Source organism: Paenibacillus oleatilyticus, from assembly GCF_018998565.1.
GTDB classification, from domain to species: domain Bacteria; phylum Bacillota; class Bacilli; order Paenibacillales; family NBRC-103111; genus Paenibacillus_G; species Paenibacillus_G oleatilyticus.
Genome location: NZ_JAHNZO010000009.1, coordinates 84,959 through 104,978, shown reverse-complemented (window position 1 = coordinate 104,978; position 20,020 = coordinate 84,959). Strand labels below are relative to the sequence as shown.

At 56.4% G+C, this 20,020-nt stretch carries 19 protein-coding genes; 7 read left to right on the top strand and 12 right to left on the bottom strand.

Annotated elements, in window-relative coordinates; translation table 11 throughout:
• The first annotated feature begins 18 nt into the window (after nt 1-18).
• The 5 genes from KQX66_RS13745 to KQX66_RS13725 all read left to right on the top strand — a co-directional run bounded on the left by KQX66_RS13745 (nt 19) and on the right by KQX66_RS13725 (nt 5,617).
• Nucleotides 19-1,614 (top strand): gluzincin family metallopeptidase, encoded by a 1,596-nt coding sequence (locus KQX66_RS13745; protein WP_216793275.1) that lies wholly within the window; start codon nt 19-21, stop codon nt 1,612-1,614.
• 34 nt (nt 1,615-1,648) lie between these two features.
• Entirely contained in the window at nt 1,649-2,593 is a 945-nt protein-coding gene (locus tag KQX66_RS13740) for an aminoglycoside phosphotransferase family protein (protein ID WP_253957131.1), read from the top strand.
• A 44-nt stretch (nt 2,594-2,637) separates the two neighbouring features.
• Entirely contained in the window at nt 2,638-3,540 is a 903-nt protein-coding gene (locus tag KQX66_RS13735) for a YqaJ viral recombinase family nuclease (RefSeq protein WP_216793272.1), read from the top strand.
• A gap of 12 nt (nt 3,541-3,552) precedes the next feature.
• A complete protein-coding gene (locus tag KQX66_RS13730; protein ID WP_216793269.1) occupies nt 3,553-4,395 on the top strand; it encodes an RnfABCDGE type electron transport complex subunit D in 843 nt (280 codons plus the stop codon).
• A gap of 160 nt (nt 4,396-4,555) precedes the next feature.
• Entirely contained in the window at nt 4,556-5,617 is a 1,062-nt protein-coding gene (locus KQX66_RS13725) for a DUF6612 family protein (protein ID WP_216793267.1), read from the top strand.
• An 88-nt stretch (nt 5,618-5,705) separates the two neighbouring features.
• Here the strand turns inward: KQX66_RS13725 and KQX66_RS13720 are convergent, their stop codons facing one another.
• The gene (locus tag KQX66_RS13720; protein WP_216793265.1) at nt 5,706-6,992 is read right to left on the bottom strand and encodes a cation:dicarboxylate symporter family transporter; all 1,287 of its coding nucleotides are present in this window, start codon (nt 6,990-6,992) and stop codon (nt 5,706-5,708) included.
• 134 nt (nt 6,993-7,126) lie between these two features.
• Here KQX66_RS13720 and KQX66_RS13715 point away from each other — a divergent pair, with 134 nt between their 5' ends.
• Nucleotides 7,127-8,416: an ATP-binding protein gene (locus KQX66_RS13715; protein WP_253957130.1), complete on the top strand. Its 1,290-nt coding sequence runs from the start codon at nt 7,127-7,129 to the stop codon at nt 8,414-8,416.
• A gap of 7 nt (nt 8,417-8,423) precedes the next feature.
• The gene (locus tag KQX66_RS13710; RefSeq protein ID WP_216793263.1) at nt 8,424-9,362 is read left to right on the top strand and encodes a response regulator; all 939 of its coding nucleotides are present in this window, start codon (nt 8,424-8,426) and stop codon (nt 9,360-9,362) included.
• A gap of 66 nt (nt 9,363-9,428) precedes the next feature.
• Here KQX66_RS13710 and KQX66_RS13705 read toward each other — a convergent pair whose 3' ends face one another.
• The 11 genes from KQX66_RS13705 to KQX66_RS13655 form a co-directional block, all read right to left on the bottom strand.
• Nucleotides 9,429-10,343, bottom strand: a complete 915-nt coding sequence (locus tag KQX66_RS13705; protein ID WP_216793261.1) for a C40 family peptidase — start codon at nt 10,341-10,343, stop codon at nt 9,429-9,431.
• Nucleotides 10,340-11,443, bottom strand: coding sequence for a mandelate racemase/muconate lactonizing enzyme family protein (locus KQX66_RS13700; RefSeq protein WP_216793259.1), 1,104 nt, complete (start codon nt 11,441-11,443; stop codon nt 10,340-10,342). Before KQX66_RS13700 ends, KQX66_RS13705 begins: the two co-directional genes overlap by 4 nt.
• A gap of 21 nt (nt 11,444-11,464) precedes the next feature.
• A complete protein-coding gene (locus KQX66_RS13695; protein WP_216793257.1) occupies nt 11,465-12,394 on the bottom strand; it encodes a S66 peptidase family protein in 930 nt (309 codons plus the stop codon).
• Nucleotides 12,395-12,964: 570 nt separating this feature from the next.
• On the bottom strand, nt 12,965-14,587 hold the full coding sequence (locus KQX66_RS13690) for a peptide ABC transporter substrate-binding protein (protein ID WP_216793254.1): 1,623 nt from the start codon (nt 14,585-14,587) through the stop codon (nt 12,965-12,967).
• A gap of 36 nt (nt 14,588-14,623) precedes the next feature.
• Entirely contained in the window at nt 14,624-15,679 is a 1,056-nt protein-coding gene (locus KQX66_RS13685; RefSeq protein WP_216793253.1) for an ABC transporter ATP-binding protein, read from the bottom strand.
• Nucleotides 15,680-15,684: 5 nt separating this feature from the next.
• Nucleotides 15,685-16,602, bottom strand: coding sequence for an ABC transporter permease (locus tag KQX66_RS13680; protein WP_216793250.1), 918 nt, complete (start codon nt 16,600-16,602; stop codon nt 15,685-15,687).
• Nucleotides 16,603-16,630: 28 nt separating this feature from the next.
• On the bottom strand, nt 16,631-17,563 hold the full coding sequence (locus KQX66_RS13675) for an ABC transporter permease (RefSeq protein ID WP_216793249.1): 933 nt from the start codon (nt 17,561-17,563) through the stop codon (nt 16,631-16,633).
• Between the two features lie 15 nt (nt 17,564-17,578).
• Complete coding sequence (gene dppA, locus KQX66_RS13670; protein WP_216793247.1) at nt 17,579-18,403, bottom strand: D-aminopeptidase DppA; 825 nt, start codon at nt 18,401-18,403, stop codon at nt 17,579-17,581.
• A gap of 131 nt (nt 18,404-18,534) precedes the next feature.
• Nucleotides 18,535-18,888: a DUF3870 domain-containing protein gene (locus KQX66_RS13665; RefSeq protein WP_216793244.1), complete on the bottom strand. Its 354-nt coding sequence runs from the start codon at nt 18,886-18,888 to the stop codon at nt 18,535-18,537.
• A 381-nt stretch (nt 18,889-19,269) separates the two neighbouring features.
• Nucleotides 19,270-19,443 (bottom strand): hypothetical protein, encoded by a 174-nt coding sequence (locus tag KQX66_RS13660; protein WP_010492398.1) that lies wholly within the window; start codon nt 19,441-19,443, stop codon nt 19,270-19,272.
• A gap of 56 nt (nt 19,444-19,499) precedes the next feature.
• Nucleotides 19,500-19,955, bottom strand: coding sequence for a DinB family protein (locus KQX66_RS13655; protein WP_216793242.1), 456 nt, complete (start codon nt 19,953-19,955; stop codon nt 19,500-19,502).
• Nucleotides 19,956-20,020 lie beyond the last annotated feature (65 nt).

Genomic DNA, 20,020 nt, shown 5'->3' with positions numbered 1-20,020 from the left:
CCGAAACGGAGGAAAGGCATGAGAACAAGTCGCAGCTTGGCCCGCTATGCGCAGGATACGAACGATCTCTTGAGATCGTTATATTCGCCGATGATGCACGCATTGTGGATGGTGATGACGACCGGGGAATGGAAATGGGTGCAGGAGTCGGTGCGCCACGAGAAAGCTTACCAGAAGACGCTTTCGTCCCCGCTCTTCCGGAGGAACTTGCTGCGGCGTATGGAAGATGACTCCGCAGAGCCGCTTCTGCGGCGGCAGCTTGACGTGCTGAGACGGGAAATGCTCGAGCACCGGGCCTCCCCCGTCAAACGCGAACGGATGGCTTCCCTCTGGAACGATCTGCACTATACGCTGGCAACGTTCCAGGCGGAAGTAAACGGCGCGCTGCTGTCCGAGCATTCCATACTCGTCCTGCTCCGTTCGCTGCGGGATACCGGGCTCCGCCGGAAAGTGTGGCTTGCGGGAATGCAGGTCGGCGCTTCCGTCGCTCCCCGGCTGATCGAGCTTGTTACACTGCGCAACGAGGTTGCCGTCAAGCAGGGCTTCGCCAACTTTTACGAAATGAAGCTGTATGCCCAGGAAACCGAGCCCCGGCTGCTGGAGGAGCTCATTCGTACGATCCGGCGCGGGCTCGACGCGGCATACCGGAAGGAGAAGGAACGCATCGACGAGGAACTCGCCGAGACGTTTCGCGTGTCCAAGAGCGCTCTCCGCTCCTGGCACTACGCCCATCCTTTCGTGCAATCGCACAATCCGTTCCTGCTGGGGGAGACGATCGATTCCGATGGCATGGAGGAACGGGTCGCCTCCTGGCTTCACAGCCGCGGGTTCGATATCGGGCCGGTGCTCCTCCGCTCGGATACGGCCCCAAGGAGCGGCAAAAGCCAGGCCAACTGCTGCCTGAACGTCAACCGGGGAGACGACATCCGGCTCTCCTGCCATTTAACGCCGGACCGCAAAGGACTTTCCTTGTTTCTGCACGAACTCGGCCATGCCGTCTACGAGCAGGAGATCGATCCCGCGCTTCCGTTTCTGCTTCATCAGCCCGCGCATCCTTTGCTGAGCGAGGGAACGGCGCTGCTGTTCGAGCGGCTGGCGTGGGACCGGGGCTGGCTTCAGGAGCTGAACGGCGGAATCTCTTTCGTGTCGGAGGAACAGGATACGGGCCCCGCGCTGCGCAGAGAGCTGCTTGTGAAGCTGTACTGGACGATGACTGTCGTCGAATTCGAGAAGCGGATGTACGAAAACCCCAGGCAGCCGTTGAACCGGCTATGGTGGAAGACGGTCGAGCAGATTCAAGGAATCCCCCGGCCGGAAGAATGGGACTTCCCCTACTGGGCGGCCAAAGCCCATCTGACCACGCTGCCTGTCTTTTATTACAATTATTTGCTTGGCGAAGTGGCCGCTTCCCAATTCCAGCATGAGCTTACAGCCCGGTTCGGCACTTGGCGGTCCGCGGAAGCGCTCGGGTATTTGCGGGACAGCGTATTCCGTCCGGGGGCTGCCAGACCTTGGACCGGCCTGTTGGCGGAAGGCTTCTCCGGCAGGCTGGACCCGTTGCCCCTGATCCGGCATCTCCAGAATACGACAACACACGAGGAGCGAAAGGAATGAGCTGCGGGGACAACAGGACAAAGAAGGCGAGGTGATGACGAGTTTGACTAGGATGCGCTCCCGATTTTTCAACGCCGTCGAATACGATCCGGAAACCGGCATCATTACCAAAACGAGCCGGGCCGCGGCGAAGCTGAAAGACGAAATCCGCTGGTATCTCGATCTGCCCGCAGAGCTTCGCAGCCTCATTCCCGAAGTTGTGGATTATTCGCTGGGCAGCAAGCCTTTCCTCCGCCTGATCCACGTTCCCGGCCCGACGCTCTCCGAGCTTTATTTGAACGGCAAGGCTGCGCAGCCGGAATGGGGGGCCGTGTGGGAGCGGATCGATGACATCTTTCGCACCTTTGCCCGGTATCCGGCTGGCGTAACCCGGCATCAGCTCGCGGACATGTATATCCGCAAAACGCGCCAGCGGCTCGCCTCCTTTTTAGCGCGGAGCCATTGGGCGGCGGACGTGCACCGGACGGGGCGGCTTCGTTTGAACGGGGCCGATCTTCCTTGCCCGGTCCGCCTGTTCGAAAGCGGGATCGCCGTATTCCGCGAGCTGTTGACGGATTCCGTTCCTGCACTTCTGCACGGAGACATGTGCTTCGGGAATATACTGTATCACCCGGCAACACGCGAACTAAAGCTGATCGATCCCCGCGGAAGCTTCGGCAAGCGGGGGCTATACGGCGACCAAAGATACGATCTGGCCAAAATCCGGCACAGCCTGAGCGGCTACGAGCATATTTCCCATAACCACTTCTCGCTCGTCCTCGCGCCGGGCCAGCTTGAGCTGGACATTCCGTTTACACCGCTTCAGACCAGCCTGCGCGACGAATGGGACGCAAGGCTCGGCAGCAGGCTGGAAGCGGTGCGCGGGATCGAATGTCTGCTCTACCTCTCCATGCTTCCGCTGCACGAGGAAAGCCGCTCCCGTCAGCTTGCCCTATATGCGGTGGGAGCCCGGCTCCTCCGCGAACTGCTGCCGGAATAACCATCGCGCAAAAAATTTCCGACGAAAGGAGGCCGCTTCGCGACATGTGGGCTAAAACGCTCGTGCGTACCAAGGACCTCCCCCATGAGGAATGGCTGGCTTGGCGGCGCCGCGGCCTGGGGGGAAGCGATGCCGCGGCCGTCTGCGGGGCTGACCCGTGGAAAGGTCCGATGGACGTGTATATGGACAAACTCGGAGAAGCGCTCTCCCCTCCCGAAACCGAAGCGATGCGATTGGGAAAACAGATGAAAGACTTTATCGCCCGCCGGTTCATGGAGCGGACCGGGCTTCAGGCGATTCGCCGCCACTCGCTTTTCCAGCATCCGCACCACCCGTTTATGCTGGCGACCGTCGATCGCTGGCTGGTCGGTCAACAAGCCGGTCTGCTCTGCAAGACCGCAGGCGAATACCGCAAGGACGAGTGGGAGCAGGCCGTCCTGCCGGAGCGCATCGTCATACAGTGTCACCATCTGATGGCTGTCACAGGAGCGGACCATTGGTGGATCGCCGTCCTGATCGGAGGCAACAAGTTCCGCATGTTCCGCTTGGAGCGCGAGGAGAGACGGATAACGGAGCTGATCGAGAAAGAATCCCGCTTCTGGCACGGACATGTGCTGTCGACACGCCCGCCCGCTTGGGACGGTTCGCCCGCCTCCTCGGCGCTGCTGCTCCGGATGTTCCCCCCGGACGAGACACATTCGCATTCGCATCCCGTAGCGCTCTTGAACGACGCCGAAGACTGGATTGAACGGTATCAACAGGCCGACCTCGCGGAGAAGGCGGCTGCGCTGCAAAAGGCGGAAGCCGAAAACCGGTTGAAGGGCATGCTTGGAGAGCACGAACAAGGGGTCACTTCCCGTCACCGGGTCGAATGGAAGACGATCCGGCCGAGGTCCGGCCGTCAACCGGCGTACCGACGGTTTCAAATCCAACCTATATCGAAATGAACGGAGGATTGTATGCGTAACGAACTATCCACCAAACTGCGTACCGTCGTATCCTGGTCGGATTATAAAATCGACCCCCGGTATTTCGTCCTGCTGTTTTTGAGCAGCTTCGCCGTCGCCGGTCAAGTGTATCTCGGCTTTTTCCAGAAATGGGACGCCGTCATTGTCTCTGTGATCGCCTCCGCCGGTACTGAACTTGTCCTGTACCGGCTAAAAAGGGGAACCTGGCAGTTCCCCCTCAGCGCAGTCATCACGGGCATCGGGGTCAGCCTGCTGCTCAGCTCTCATGTCGTTTGGGCTTATGCGCTCACTTCGTTTCTCGCCATTGTCATCAAATATGCGATACGGTTCAAAGGCGGACATATCTTCAATCCTAATAATGTCGCGATGGTGATCATGCTGTTCATGCTTCCCGAGTTTGCGGTCAGCACGCCGAAGCAGTGGACGAATGGCTTGCCCGTCATGGCGGCGATTTTGGCGCTTGGCATCGTCGTCTGCTACATTGCGAACCGGTTGGACTCGGTGCTTACGTTCCTTGGCAGCTTCACGCTGTTTGCGCTGATCCGTCATTTTTATTTCGGCGCCCCGCTGTACGCCGCTTTGGGACCTCTTCTGGGCGCATCGCTGCAGCTCTTCTCCTTCTTCATGATTACGGATCCGAAATCGTCCCCGACAACCTGCAAAGGGCGAATGCTGTTTGCTTTTTCCGTGGCGGCGCTCGATGCCGTTTTTCGTATCAACCGCATTCCGAACCCGCAATTTTATGCGCTCTTTGTCGTTTGCCTTCTGATGCTTATCCCCTACCGGCTGTGGGCCGAACGGAAAGTAAAGGCTGAGGCGGCAATCCAGTCGTGAGCCGTCCATTCGCGGCCTAGTCCCAAAGTAGGATATCCATGCCATTAGACTATGAAATTCGACACGATTTACCAATCATTCCTTTTCAAATCTATTTTTTTGTAATAGAATAAGCAATGTTGCAAAAATAGAGTCAGATTTGGAGAGGGGATCAACACAGATGTACAGGAAGAAAATTGCACTTGCTCTTTGCGCGCTGCTGGTTGTGATGGCAGTCCTTGCCGGCTGCGGAGCAAAGCCAGCACCGAAGGAAACGCTGGAGAAGGCGTTCCAAACGGCTGCGGATATGAAATCGGCGGACTACAAAATGACCTTCGCGATGAACATGGACTTCCCTGCCGACGCTGTGGAAGAAAATCCGCAGCTTGCCGTAGCGGCGCAAATGCTTAAAAACATGGAAGTGGCCGTAACCGGTGCTTACCAGCAAGAACCGTTCCAAATGGAAATGAACATCGAAGCCAAGCTCAAAGGCGATATGGCGATGAACATCAATCTGCCGATCGTGATGACCGATCAAAAAATTTGGGTGAAGGTACCGAACATTCCAATGCTGCCGCTGCCGAAAGATGTGGTAGGCAAATTTGTGGAGCTTGATCCGAAGGAACTGGCGAAGCAATCCGACCAAAAAGTGAATTTCGACGCCGCTACCATTAAAAAGCAGCAAGAGCTGGGCCAAGAAATCGGCAAAATCTTCTTCAAGCACGTGGACGAGAAAACGTTCCTCTCCTCCGTGGACAAGAAGGACGCCAAGCTGCCGGAAACGGTTGAAGCGAATCAAATCGTTAAATTCACGGTTACGAACGAAAATTTGGAGCCGTTCATTACGACGGTCGCCGAAAAAGTGCTGCCGGAAGTGCTTGATCTGATGATGAGCGACAAATACGCGAACGTGTTTGACTTCAAGAAAGAAGACCTGGAGCAAGCGAAGAAAGATTTGACAGCCAACTCCGGAGACAAGCTCAAATCCGAAATCGCCAAAATGAAGGAAGACGTGAAAATCAAGGACCTGCAAATCACGACAGCCGTCAACAAAAAAGGATTCCCGGTTTACCACGATGTAAACGTAGGTCTGGAAGTCAAAGAAAACGGCAAGCCGTCTCAAGTCGGCGCCAACATCAAGGCGGAATATTCCAAGATCAACGAAAAGCCGGAGTTCAAAATCGGCATCCCGAAAGACGTTATTACCCTCGAGCAGCTGATGGCCAAAACAAACGGCATGTAATTCAACGCAAAGGCCGCGCCTCCGATCGGAGACGCGGCTTTTTTTGTAATAGTATCGGCTCATCTTGGAAAATCTAGCACTAGCGGACTTAGGCCGTCGGCTTCAGCGCCTGTTTCGACGTTTCCTTTACTGTAGCGGCGTAAGCGAGTCCTTTTTGCTTGTCGTATTGCCCTTCCCACTTGGACATGACTACTGCTGCCAGAGAGTTGCCAAGCACGTTAACGACCGTGCGGGCCATGTCGAGAAGACGGTCAATCCCGGCAATGAAAGCGAGTCCTTCGACCGGAATTCCAACCGAACCGAGCGTCGCAAGCAGGACAACGAACGAAACTCCCGGTACGCCGGCGATGCCTTTGGACGTCACCATCAGCACAAGCATCAGCGTAATTTGCGTGCTGATCGGCATGTGGATGCCGTACATCTGAGCGATGAACAGCGCGGCAAGCGCCTGATACAAGGTCGACCCGTCGAGATTAAACGAATAGCCGGTCGGGACGACAAATGACGTAATTGCTTTAGGACAGCCGAACTTTTCCATCTTCTCCATCACTTTAGGCATGACCGATTCGGAGCTGGCCGTGGAGTAGGCGAGAATGATTTCGTCCTTAAGCAGCTTGATGATCGTCCAAATGCTGGTGCCGGATATTTTAGCGATAGCCCCGAGGACGACGAAAATAAAGAACAACATGCTGGCATAGACGACAATGACGAGCTTGCCGAGCGGAATAAGCGAGCTTACGCCGAATTTGGCCACGGTAACGCCGATCAAGGCGAATACCCCGAACGGTGCGAATTTCATGACTTGATTCGTAACCCAGAACATCGTGTCGGCAACACCATGGAAGAAGCTAAGCACCGGCTTGCCGCGTTCTCCGATGGCCGCAACGCCAAGTCCGAACATGACGGAGAAGAAAATGATCGCGAGCATATCGCCGTTCATCAAAGATTCGAAGATATTTTTCGGCACGATGTTCACAAAAGTGCTGGCGATGCTGTGGCTTGCTTTTTCGGCCGTATCGACATAGGTTTTGATATCGGTCTTCGCGAGGTGCGACATATCGATCCCGGCGCCCGGCTTGAAGATGTTGGCAAACAGCAGGCCGACGATAATAGCAATTGTGGTAACGATTTCAAAATACAAAATCGTTTTGCCGCCGAGCTTGCCCAGCTTCTTGATATCTCCTACCCCGGCGATGCCGACAATCAGCGAAGAGATAACGATCGGAACGACGATCATTTTAATCAAGCGGATGAAGATGTCCCCAACTGGCTTCAGGTACGTTTCGACAGCGGGATTCCCGTAAAAGATGGCTCCGACGGCGATCCCGAGCATCAAACCGATTACGATTTGCAGAGCCAATCCGAATTTTTTCATGACTGTTTCCCCCTCTTTTGTTACTAAAAGCGCTTCCAAATCAGTTGCGTCTATGAAATAATAGGTTTGAATATTATCATATGGACCGTCTACACTAAACTACAAAAACCTACAATTGCGAGTTGATACGAATTTTGAAAAAGGCTGTATCTTGGCAAAGCCGCCTGTTCCCGCTCGCCCTTGTCGCCATTCTCGTACCGCTGGCCGCCGAGCTGAAATTTTATCCGTTCTCGGATTCGTTCCGCGTCGGCATGGGGCCTCCCGTGCTTTTTTTCAGTTTGCTGTGGCTTCGCGGGTTAACGCCGCTTGCGGCGGGATTCGTAACCGGCCTCACGGTGCCGGCCTTTCGGATCGGACTGGATGCGCTGGGCGGGGCAGCGCTTGAAGCTTCATTCTATCAGCATGTTCCCGCTTTCTTCTTTTATTTCTCTTATGGGGCCTTGTTCACCGCAGCGCAGGTCAACAATTACCGGCAAAGTCCGCTGCTGATCGGGCTGATCGGCATGGGATTGGAAGTCGGCTCCAATGTGGCGGAGCTGTTTTTTCGCTATTCGCTTCCCGGCCGCACGATCATTCTGCACGAGCTGGAGCAAATTATCGTGATCGCCGTGTTCCGTAGCTCGTTCGTGCTGGCGATCTTCAACATCATCCAGCTGAGGCAGGTGCGTGCGCTGCAGGAGCGGGAGCGGCAGGAGAACGAGCATCGGCTGATGCTGATCTCGACGCTGTACGAGGAATCCGTGCATTTGCAAAAAACGCTGCAGCAGGCCGAGCAGATCACCCGCTCGTCCTATGAGCTGTACCGGGGGTTGAAAGACGCGGCCGAGCCCGATTTCGCCCGGCAAGCCTTAGGTATCGCCGGACAAGTGCATGAGATCAAGAAGGACAATCAGCGGATCTACGCCGGATTGTCGCAGCTCATCACAAGCGAGCAGCGGGCCGACTTCGGCCTGGCGGAAGAGCTAGGCGGCGTGGTAGTCCGCTCGAATGAAAAATACGCCCACTTGCACGGCAAAACGATCCGCATTGCGTTGAGGGTGAAAGGGCCGCATCCCCCTTATCACGCCTACACGCTGCTGTCGCTGCTGAACAATCTCGTCTCGAACGCCGTAGAGGCGATTGCGAAGGACGGGGATATCGAAGTCGTCATCGACCGTACGGACGAGCGGACGACGGAGCTGCGCGTCCGGGACGACGGCCCGGGTATTCCGGGGCATTCGCGGGATATCGTTTTTCATCCCGGCTATACGACCAAATACGATGCTTCCGGGGTTCCTTCGACGGGCATCGGCCTTTCCTACGTGCAGGAAACGGTGGAACGGCTCGGCGGAACGATCGCCATTCAGGAAGGAATCGGTGGAAAAGGAACGGAATTTATCATACAATTGCCGTTAGCAAGTTTAACGACAAATAAGGACGGGTGAAAAAGGAGTGCGATTTTTTATAACCGATGACGACCCGGCGGTACGCCGGATGCTGGCGCAACTGATCGAAGACGAAGACCTCGGCGAGGTGGCGGGCGAAGCCGCGGACGGAGCGGATGTGGATGCCGGGCTGCTGGCGGTCACGCGGACCGATATTTGGCTCATCGACCTGCTGATGCCGAAGCGGGACGGGATTGAGACGGTGCGGGAGATCGCCCCGTCGTTTCCCGGCAAAATCATCATGCTGTCGCAGGTCGAATCGAAAGAGATGATCGGCGAGGCATACGCCTTGGGCGTCGAATATTACATAACGAAGCCAATCAACCGGTTGGAGGTGCTGTCGGTCATCCGTAAGGTCGAGGAGCGGATGCGGCTTGCACGGTCCATTCAGAACATTCGCCAGTCGCTGCTCGGACTGGACGACGGCGGCCTAGGGAAGCCTGCGGCCCCGCGCGAGCAGGATCGCGGTTCTGCCGGAATCGGCTCGGCGGGCCGTTATTTGTTCTCGGAGCTTGGCATCACTGGGGAAATCGGCTGCAAAGATTTGCTCGCGATGCTGCAAATTTTGGCGGAGCATGACGACGCCGCTTCGGGCCAACGCGATTTCCCCCAGCTGCGGGAGCTGTTCCGCGCAGCGGCCGTGCGCAAGCTGGGCGATAAGGCGGACGAAGCGGTGATCAAGAAAGAAATCAAAGCAGCCGAACAGCGCGTGCGCCGGACGATTCATCAAGCGTTAAGCCACTTGGCTTCGCTCGGACTGACGGATTATTCGAATATCAAGTTCGAAAATTACGCTTCGAAGTTTTTTGATTTTACGGAGGTTCGCAAGCGGATGATGGAACTGGAGGACGAGAGCGGGGACACCGTCTCGCAAGTGCGGATCAACGTCAAGAAATTCATTCAGGTCCTTTATTTGGAGGCCAAGCAGCACATGCGGGAACATTGATGCGAGAAAGGGCTCTCCCCAGTCTGTATCGGACTTACGGGAGAGCCCTTTTTTCAGTTGATCATCTTACCAATATCTTCTGGAAATGCAATGCTCCTTTTCCAGCTTATAGCCGTCCAACTCGACAAGCTCTATACACCCTTCGGAATCAGGGGAATGAAGCATCCGGTTGTCGCCTGCATAGATTCCGACATGATGCACGCGCCCCTTGCCTTCTTCGTAGGCGAAGAAGAGCAGATCCCCCGGTTCCAGACGGTCCCGCTCCACCCTCTGCCCCCGATCGGCTTGGTCGGAAGCGTCCCGCGGAATGAGAATACCTTGTGATTTGTGCATGCTGTAAGCAAAGCCGGAGCAGTCGTAGCCGAAGGAAGACATGCCTCCCCACAAATAAGGCAGACCGATAAACCGCATCCCCTGCCGGACGAGCCGCTTGCCCGCTTCTTCCGTGCCGCAGGATGCCGGACGGCTAGCGATCCGCACTTGATCCTTCGGCAAAAAGCCCGCTCCGTGTGGGGTATCCACCACGACGCCGTCGTTCGTCTCTTCGATGACAGGCAGCCGGGTCAGGAAGCTCAGCTCAATTTCGGCTTGAAGCGAACGGAGGGTCAACAGCGCCCGGGGAGCGCTCACCTCCGCCCATTGGTCCACGGAAGATTGGGCGCTTGCTTCCGTCAGCTGGCGCTTCGGCACCCATCCGGGATAGCCTGCTCCCTCCTTCCGGGTGCTTTGCTCGGGAATGAGCACCTTGACCCAGTCGCCGCTTTCTTCGTCAACTACCGCCTCGGTTCCGTACAGCATTTGCGTCTGAATGCGATTGGCGCCGTACAAATCCAGCTTATCCTTAACGGTCATAGCTCCCAGCCATTCCGTTATGGCCGCCGGATACCGCAGCGCCGGTTCGTCCAGCGGGCGCGGGGAATCGGGAGACGTCCACACGGTGGCGACGGACACCGCCGCTCTCACTCGCTTCGGTCCGCTCATGATACGGCTCCCATCCCGTCCTGGCAGCGCACGTTCCGGATGCCGAGTCCGGCCTCGTCCGGGAACGTCATGACCCGCCCGTCGTATCGGACGCCGCCGTCGACAATATCGTGAAGCATCATGAGCGGCGCATCGAAATCGAAGCGGGTAATGTTCTTTTTACTCGCCGCAAAATGAGCCGCCGCCGTTACCGCAAGACGGGATTCGATCATGCTGCCCACCATGCATTCCACGCCGTATTCCTCCGCAATTTGGTTGATGATTTGCGCCTTGTAGATCCCGCCCGATTTCATCAGTTTGATATTGATCAGATCGGCCGCGCGCCGCTGCAGCACTTCAAGCGCCTGCACCGGAGAGAACACGCTCTCGTCCGCCATAATCAGCGTTTCGACCGCGTCCGTGACGGCCTTCAAGCCTTCGATATCTCCGGCCTTCACCGGCTGCTCCACAAGCTCGATATTGAGGCCCATGTCTTCCATCCGCCGAATCGATTTGATCGCATCCTTCACCTGCCAGCCTTGGTTCGCATCCAGCCTGATTTTGACCCGGTCGCCTACGCGGCTGCGGATCTCTCTGATCCGTTCGATATCTTCGCCGATATCGTCCTTCCCTACCTTGATCTTCAGCACGTTGAACCCGGATTCCACATAACGGGCCGCATCCTCGCCCATTTCTTTCGGCGAATTGACGCTGACGGTAAAGTCCGTCTCGATCCGATCCTTGTAGCCCCCGAGAAATTGATACAGCGGTACCCCGCAGGCCTGCGCCACCAGGTCGTAGACTGCCATATCGACCGCGGCTTTGCCGCTGCTGCACCCGACCATCGCCTGATGGACGGATTGAATGATTTGTTCGTAGGCCAGCAGGCTTTTGCCGACTAGCAGCGGTGTGAACGTATGGACAATGGCGGATTCGATGCTCTCCAGGCTGTCCCCCGTAATCACTATCGTAGCCGGCGCTTCGCCCCAGCCGACCCGGCCATCGTCCGCCGTGATCCGAACCAGGACGGATTCCGCTTGAAATACGGTCCGCAGCGCGGTTTTGAACGGTTTGACGAGCGGGGTCGACTGCCGCATGACGTCTATTCTTTGAATTTGCATCCAGGGCGCCTCCTTGCGCTTCTACTCTATAGCCGGTTCGATAAGCTCCAGCTTCTTTTGTGCGGTATTTATCCTCGCCTCGATGCCTAACGGAACGGCGATGTTCGGCGAGCAATGGCCGATTTTAAACCCTGCTAGCACGGGTCTTCCCGCCTGAACGAGATGATGCCGGATGACCTGCTCCAGCGTTAGTGAATTTTTGTACTTGTTTGGCTCGCAGTTGTGAAAATCGCAGACGAGAATGCCCGACGCATCGGCCAGCTTTCCGGCCTGCCGCAGTTGGTTCAGCATCCGGTCGACGCGGTACGGCTCCTCGTCAATCTCTTCTATAAACAAAATACATCCGCGGGTATCCAATTCGTACGGCGTCCCGAGCGTGCTTGCGAGCAGGGTCAAATTGCCTCCGACCAGCGGTCCGTCCGCCTCCCCTTCCACCAAGGCAACAAGCGGCGAAATGTTTTCCGTGTAAACGACCGGCTTCGGATAAAACAGCTGCTCAAAGCCCTGCAAGGTCAGCGGGTGGACAGGCTCCTCGGCAAGGCAGGTCAGCATAGGACCGTGAAACGTGACGAGCCCCGACCGGTTTCCGATGGCGGTGTGGAGGAACGTAATATCGCTGTAGCCCCAGAAAATTTTCGGGTTATCGCGGATGCGGTCGTAATCCAGCATGTCGGCTATTCTTGCCGACCCATATCCGCCGCGCGCGCATACGACGGCCCGAATGCCCGGGTCCGCGAACATCGCGTTCAGTTCCGCCGCCCGCTCCTCGTCCGTCCCCGCCAAATAACCGTACTGGCCGGACAGCGTGCCGCCGAAGCGGACGTTCAAGCCCATCCGGTTCAAATAACCGGCCGCCCGCTCGATTCTGCACCAGTCGCCTTGGCTCGCCGGGGCCGTAATGCCTACCGTATCGCCCGCGGCGAGACGCGGAGGTTTGATGCGATTGCACATGGTATCTTCCTCCCTTCGTTAGCGAAGCCGACGATGGCTCGGATTGGTCGATCATGCAGTATTGCAAGAACCATCGCGTAACATGATATGAAGGTTTTTGAGCATCGCAGGAGCTATCGCACGCCCCATTGGACGCTTTTTCAGCATCGCTGGCACTGGTGAGACAGTTCTGTTCTCCTTGCGCTCGCTGGGAGAGGCGCCATGTTGCGGCACTGCCCGGCGAGTAGTCAATCCCCATGTACTACCGTATTCAACATAGAGGAACTGCGATGCGTTATTTGGCCTTATGTCGGCGCCTTGTGCCAAATAGAGGAACTGACGTTCGCTATCACTCCCATTTCGCGGGTCGTGACCATTTTTCGACACAACTAAAGCACCTGCCTTCCGCTATATTCCAACGGACGCTGTATCCTACCCTTTAACGCATCGTACTTCCTTTAATATCAAGTGTAGCTCAGCTGCCCCCAAGATTCGCCAGCCCACCGGCTCCCTCCAACCTCAGAGCAACGGAGCTGCTCGCCCTGCAACCTGCAAGCACCTGACCAACAGGCCGTCGCGCCCCGGTGCCGTCTATTTCAAATCGGCCCACTTGAAGTCGATGTAGCCGTAAGCGTGCCGGACGACTCCTTCCAGCTTGTCGCTTTGCATATAAGCGGAGTTGTAAAAGTACAGCGGCATGATCGGCGCTTCATCCAGCAAGATTTTCTCCGCTTCGTGCAGCAATTTGAATCGTTTGGCATTGTCCGGCTCGTTGTAGGCGTCCTGAATCAGCTTGTCGTACTGCGCATTGCTCCAGCCGGTCCGGTTGTTCGGATTGCCAGTCTGGAAGATGTCCAGGAAATTGATCGGATCGGCAAAATCCGGCAGCCACGACGAACGGGAAAATTGCAATTGCAGCTTCTTCTGCTCGGCCGTCAGCACCTTGCCTTCCTTGCTCTCGATTTTCACGTCGACGCCCAGGTTTTCTTTGAACATCGCTTGAGCCGCTTCGGCAATTTTCTGGTGCAGGTCGTTCGTATTGTAGGTCAGCGCCACCTGCGGGAGCGTTTTGTAGCCGGCCTCGGCCATCCCCTTCTCAAGCAGCTTTTTCGCCTCCGCGGCGTCGAACTTCACCAGTTTACCGCCAACCTTGCGGAAATCGTCCCCTGCCGGATCTTTGAGACCATACGAGACGAACCCGTCGGCCACCTTTTGCTTCTGCTTGACGACGAGGTCGACGATTTTCTGGCTGTCTACAGCCATCTGGAACGCTTTGCGGATGTTGACGTTATCGAACGGCGGCATCTTGGTGTTGAACCGGTAAAAATACGTTCCCGCCGAATCCTCCACCTTGACCTTGCCTTCCGCGAACAGCTTCTGGCTCAAATCAGCCGGAATGACGCCGTCAATATGCAGCCCTCCGCTCTGATACAGCTGATACTCCGTATTCGTGTCGTTGACCATTTTGAACGTAACGCCGTCCAGCTTGACGCTCGCCGCATCCCAGTACTGGTCGTTTTTGACCATTTTCAGCTCGGAATCGTGCTTCCATTCGGTGATTTTGAACGGACCGTTGCTTACAATCGTGGCGGCTTCGCTTGCCCATTTGTCGTTCTTCTCCACGGTTGCCTTATGTACCGGGAAAAATGCCGGGTTGGACACCATCCCAAGCAGCCACGGGGCCGGCTTGGTCAACACGACCTCCAGCGTCTTGTCGTCCGTCGCTTTGATTTTGACGCCGTCGGCCGGACCTTTATCCGAGTTGTACGCTTCCGCTCCTTCGATGACGTAAGCCAGAGGCGCAGCCGGCGAAGGCTTCTTCGGATCGAGCATCCGCTTCCAGGCAAATTCGAAATCGGACGCCTTCACCGGATCTCCGTTGGACCACTTGATGCCGTCCCTCAGCGTAAACGTATACTGCTTGCCGTCGGGACTAATCTTCCATTCCTTGGCCATCGCGGGCTCGGGGGATTGGGTTTTGCCAAGGCGCGTCAAGCCTTCCATGGCGTTGTTCAGGATGTCGTAGGACACCTGATCGAATCCGACCGGCGGGTCCAGCGACGTAGGCTCCCGCAGATTGTTGTATAGCAGGATTTTCGCTTGCTGTTCGTTCCGGGCCGGATCGGTGCCTGCCCCTTCTTTGCCGCTGCAGCCTGCCAGCGCCGTGCCGGATAACAGGATACAGCCGAGGAGTAAAGCCGTTCTTTTCTTCATGCAACGTCTCTCCTTCACATTGTATGATAGGATTCGCTAACCTATTGCCGATCGGATAAAAGTATTCGCGTCCATTGGAACCATCTGCTTGGCGCGCGTGTCCTGCAGCCAACAGGCAACGCCGTGCCCGCTGGGCAAGCAGGACGTTTCCGGCTGGAAGTCACCGCACACTTCCATCGCGTAAGGACAGCGGGCTGCGAACGCGCAGCCTTTGGGCGGCGCGAACAGATCCGGAGGGGTCCCCGGGATCGATTGCAGCGGGGTATTCCGGTCGCTGTCCAAACGCGGCATGGATGCAAGCAGCCCTTTCGTATAAGGATGCTGCGGATGCTGGAACACCTCGTCCACCGTGCCCGACTCGACCACTTTGCCGGCGTACATGACGTTCACGCGGTCCGCAATATTCGCCACCACGCCGAGGTCGTGGGTGATCATGATGATGGATACGCCGGTTTTGCGCTGCAGCAGCTTGAACAGATCGAGAATCTGCGCCTGAATCGTCACATCGAGCGCCGTGGTCGGTTCGTCGGCAATGAGCACCGAGGGCTTGCCGACCGCTGCGATGGCAATCATGATGCGCTGTCTCATGCCGCCGCTGAACTGGTGCAGATGCTGCTTGAGCCGGCTTTCCGGGTTGGAAATGCCGACCAGCTCCAGCATCTCTACCGCCTGCTTGCGGGCTTCGGACCGCGACAGCTTCTGATGGCGGATGATGCCCTCCATAATCTGCTCGCCGATGGTGATCGTCGGATTGAGCGCGGTCATCGCATCCTGAAAAATCATCGTGATGGCCGAGCCCCTGATCTCCCGCATTTGCTTCTCCATCAGCCCGGTCAGCTCCCGTCCCTGAAACCGGATGCTGCCCTGCCTGATCTTCGAGGTTTGCGGGGGCAGCAGCCGCATCAAGCTGCGGGCGGTGACGCTTTTGCCGCAGCCGGACTCGCCTACGATGGCGAGCGTCTCGCCGCGGCGAAGCGTCAAGCTCACGCCGCGGACCGCCTGCACCTCGCCGCCGTACGTGGCGAAGGAGACATGCAGGTCTTTCACTTCGAGCAGGACGTCCGAGGGAGACGATGAATCGGGTCCATTCATGGAGCTTACCTCCTCTGCTTCGGATTAAATGTGTTTTGCAGCCCGTCGCCGAGCAGGTTGAACGCCAGCATCGTCAGCGAAATGAAAAACGCCGGAAAGAACAGCCGCCACCAATAGCCGGATAAAATCGTCGGCAGCGCATCGTTCGCCATCGTGCCCCAGCTGGCCAGCGGAGGCTGAATGCCGAGACCGAGGAAGCTGAGGAACGCTTCCGCGAAGATCGCCGACGGGACGGAGAACGTCACCTGCACGATAATGACGCCGAAAGCGTTCGGCAGCAGATGTCTGCGGATAATGCTCCACGCCCCTGCTCCGAGCGTCCGCGAGGCCAGCACGTACTCGGACGACGCCAGCTGAAGCACCTGCCCCCGCACGATCCGGGCCATGCCGATCCAGCCGGTCGCCGTTAGTGCGATGATGATGGTGAACAAGCCCGGGCCCATGACGACCATCAGCAGAATCACGATCAGCAGGTACGGAATGCCGTACAGGATGTCGACGATCCGCATCATGATGTTATCGACCCGCCCGCCAAAATAGCCAGCGATGCCCCCGTAAACGACGCCGATGAGAAAATCGATGAGCGCCGCGACGACGCCGACGGTTAGCGAAATGCGGGAGCCGAACAAGATGCGCGCGAACACATCCCGACCAAGCTCGTCGGTGCCGAACCAATGCTCGGCGGACGGAGCCTGATTGCCGTTCAGCAGGTTTTGCTTGGAGTAGCTCTGGTCCGTCAGCCAAGGCCCGAAGATCGAAAGTGCCGCCAGCGCAACGATGAAAATAAGCCCGAGCAGAGCCAGCTTATTCTTGAACAGCCGGATGCGCGCCTGTTTCCAGAACGTCAGCTGCGGCCGGACGATCGCTTCCGTAGGGCCGACGCGTTTTTGCATCGGCACAAATAAATGATCGGGAACCGACATCGTCATCCCTCCTTTCTATGCATCCTTTTTATGCATCCCTTCTATGCAGCTTGATGCGGGGATCGATCAGACTGTACGCGATATCGACCAGGAACATCATGAAGATGAGCAAGGTGCTGTAGAACACCGTCGTTCCCATGATGACCGCATAATCCCGGTTGTTGATGCCGTCCACAAAATATTTTCCCATGCCCGGAATCGCAAAAATTTTCTCGATCACAAAGCTGCCCGTCAGCACGTTCGCAAGCAATGCGCCGACTAATGTAACGACCGGCAGCACCGCATTGCGCAGGGCGTGCTTGAACACGATCGTCACTGGAGAAAGCCCTTTGGCCCTGGCCGTCTCGATGTAGTCCTGCGTCAGCACTTCGACCATATTGGCCCGCGTCAGTCTCGCAATGATCGCGATCGGTCCGGTGGACAGCGCGACTGCGGGCAACACGACATGCTTCCATGTCCCCCACGTCGCCACCGGCAGCAGCTCCCATTCCACTGCGATGTATTTGATCAGCAGCGGAGCCACGACGAAATTGGGCACCGCGATACCGCTGACGGCGAGCACCATGGCGATGTAGTCGATCAGGCCGTTTTGCCGGAGTGCGGCGGCCGTTCCGAGCGCAATGCCCGATACGATCGCCAGGAGAAGCGACACGATGCCGAGCTGGAACGAGACCGGGAAGCCGCGTTCGATCATCGTGTTTACGCTTTCCGGATAGTGCGAGATCGACGGCCCGAGATCCAGTGTGAGCAGCGACTTCAAATAAAGCGCATACTGGACGTACACCGGCTTGTCTAGATGGTAGAACGCCATCATGTTCTGGACGACGGCCGGATTGGCCTCCTTGCCGTCCCGGTCGAACGGCGAGCCCGGAATCGTATGCATCAGGAAAAACGTAATCGTGACGATGAGCCACAGCGTCACCAGCATGGACACGAATCTTTTCAATAGGTACGGCGCCACTCGATCACCCGCTTTTTAACAAAATGAAGTTCGCATGGCCAGTTCCGTCATGACCAGCATCGCTTGGTACGCCTCCAGAATGTTTTTGGCTTGAAAGGAAACGACCGGCGAGCCCTGCTCGATCGTCGTTCCCGGCATCAGGTGCGCCCACTCCGCCTGCCCGTAATTGGCGAATTCGATCGACAGCACCGGACTCTCCGGGGGCGTTAAAGGCTTCACGCGGCCGCGGGCCTCGAGCGCTTCTCTCGTTTTGTCGCGAAGCAGCTGGCCGCTTTTCTCCGGCGTCAAACAGAGCGCCGCCGTCCGCGAGATGCGCCGCTTGACGATGGCCGTCGTCACTCCCGGGATCAACGCCTCCGCTTCCTCCGCCGTCTCGTCGTCACCCGCCACGAGCAGCACCGGCACGCCGTAATGACCCGCGACGAACGCATTGAAGCCGAGCTCTCCGACCGCCGTATCGTTGATGTACATGTTCCGCACGCCGAAAATCATCGTATGGCTGAGCACACCCTTCCTTGCCGCCCGCGTATGGTAACCCAGAAAAGCGGCCCCGGCGAAGCTGGCGTCAAGCCCCTGCACCATCGAAAACGGCTTGACGTCCCCCGAAATCAGCTGCGTCTCCGGATGCAGCTTCTCGATCAACAGGTTGTTCATCTTGGAGTGGCTATCGTTGACCACGACTTCCCCGCATCCCTCCTGGAATGCCGTTTCAATGACATGATTGGCCTCCGCAGTCATGATGAGCCGGCCTCTTTCATAGTTGTGCTTGCTGGAATCGACAAACGTCGCATCGACCAGTCCGGTAATGCCTTCCATATCAATCGAAATGTACAGTTTCATCGCTCAATCCTCCAATGTGATAGGTATAAAAAAATCCAGCAAACGACAACCGGCAGCCGCAAGGCTTCCAAGCGTATCGTTTGCTGGATTTTATTTACGCGTATGTCGCCATACTAATAAACAAAGCAGCGTTATCCGGTCCCTGACGCACCGGAATCGCAATCCCGGCCGTTCAAGGCCAATTTGTATTTTTTTTGCGCATCCTTGAAGGCGACAATGATCGCTTTCTGCGACGAACCGTGGTACCTTCGTTTGATTTCGTCGGCGACCGGCTCGAAGGCCAGAATGCTCTGCCCGACGAATAAGGAGCGGACAAATTGCGAGGTTAGCGGAATGGTGGACGAGCAGCCCGCATCCACGATCTTGTGGTTCGTCGTATCCACGACAAGTCCGATAAAAAATGCGCTGTACTGCTGAGTAATCGGATTATTGAGAGATGTCTGCGCATCGCCGACCACGTAAACCGTGTCTTTATCGTAATCCATACTCGACTCCCTTAATCGGCGTCCTTGGACTGGACGAGCAGGGATGAGGGAAGGGATGCTTCCCACGACCTGCCGCCTTCGGACGCACAATGAAGAATATGTAACTTATTCTAACAACAAACTAACATCTTGTAAACATGAAATAAAATATTTTGTATGCGCTTACGTTTTTGATCCCGAAGCTTATCAAAGGAACGATTTGGTACAATTGTTAAACTTTCGTGAAAATTCCCATAACCAATTCTATTATAATCAACTCCGCTGCGTCTGAATAGCTTTATTTCACAATTTTATCAATGATTTGTCGATGATACGACGATGATAGGGTGCAGAAAAAAAGCCGACCATCCCACAAGGACGACCGGCTTGCCGCTTCACACGCTACTCCAGACGGTAATCGTCAATCTTCTCCCCGTCTTCCCACACCTCGACGAACAAGGCGTCGCAATCCTCAAAATCGGACGGCTTGAACGAGAGAGCTTTCTCCTCGTCCTCGCCCACATACACATTTTCCATCCCGTCTTCATTGAACGAGAGGATAACATACAGCTTCATTCCAGAACCTCCAGCAGCTAAGCGTATTTTATAGTGATGCCAAAATAAGCGGACAATTAAACGTTGTTCTTCAAAATTTGACGGCCCAGATGGTATTCCATATGTTCCACGTAATCGTCGATGAGCCACTGCAAGCTTTTCGTTTCCTGATTGGCGGTGACGCATGGGTATGACAGCTTTTCGGCCGGTATGTTTTCAATGGCCTTCAAAATCCGGTTATTCAAGCCGGACCACAAATTCAGGATTTCTTCCGCTGGAGCCTCCTGATAATTCTGCAATGCCACCCATTGGTCCTGGTCGTAAGGGATGAGGACATACGGCTGCTTTTCATATTGAATTTTAATAAATCTCGGAAGATTGTTGACGGCCGAATCGCACAAATGCCCCAGCGCTTCTTTCGGAGACCATTTACCGGGCATGGGCCGCTCGGATACCTCCGCTTCGGACATCCGGCCGAACTGCTCCGGAACCGTACGCAGCCAGCGCTTTAAACGTTCCGCTGCTCTTTCCATCGTACTCCCTCCCTCATCTCAAATGAATAATAGCCTCTCTACATAACTATTTCTCCGTTCGTCCG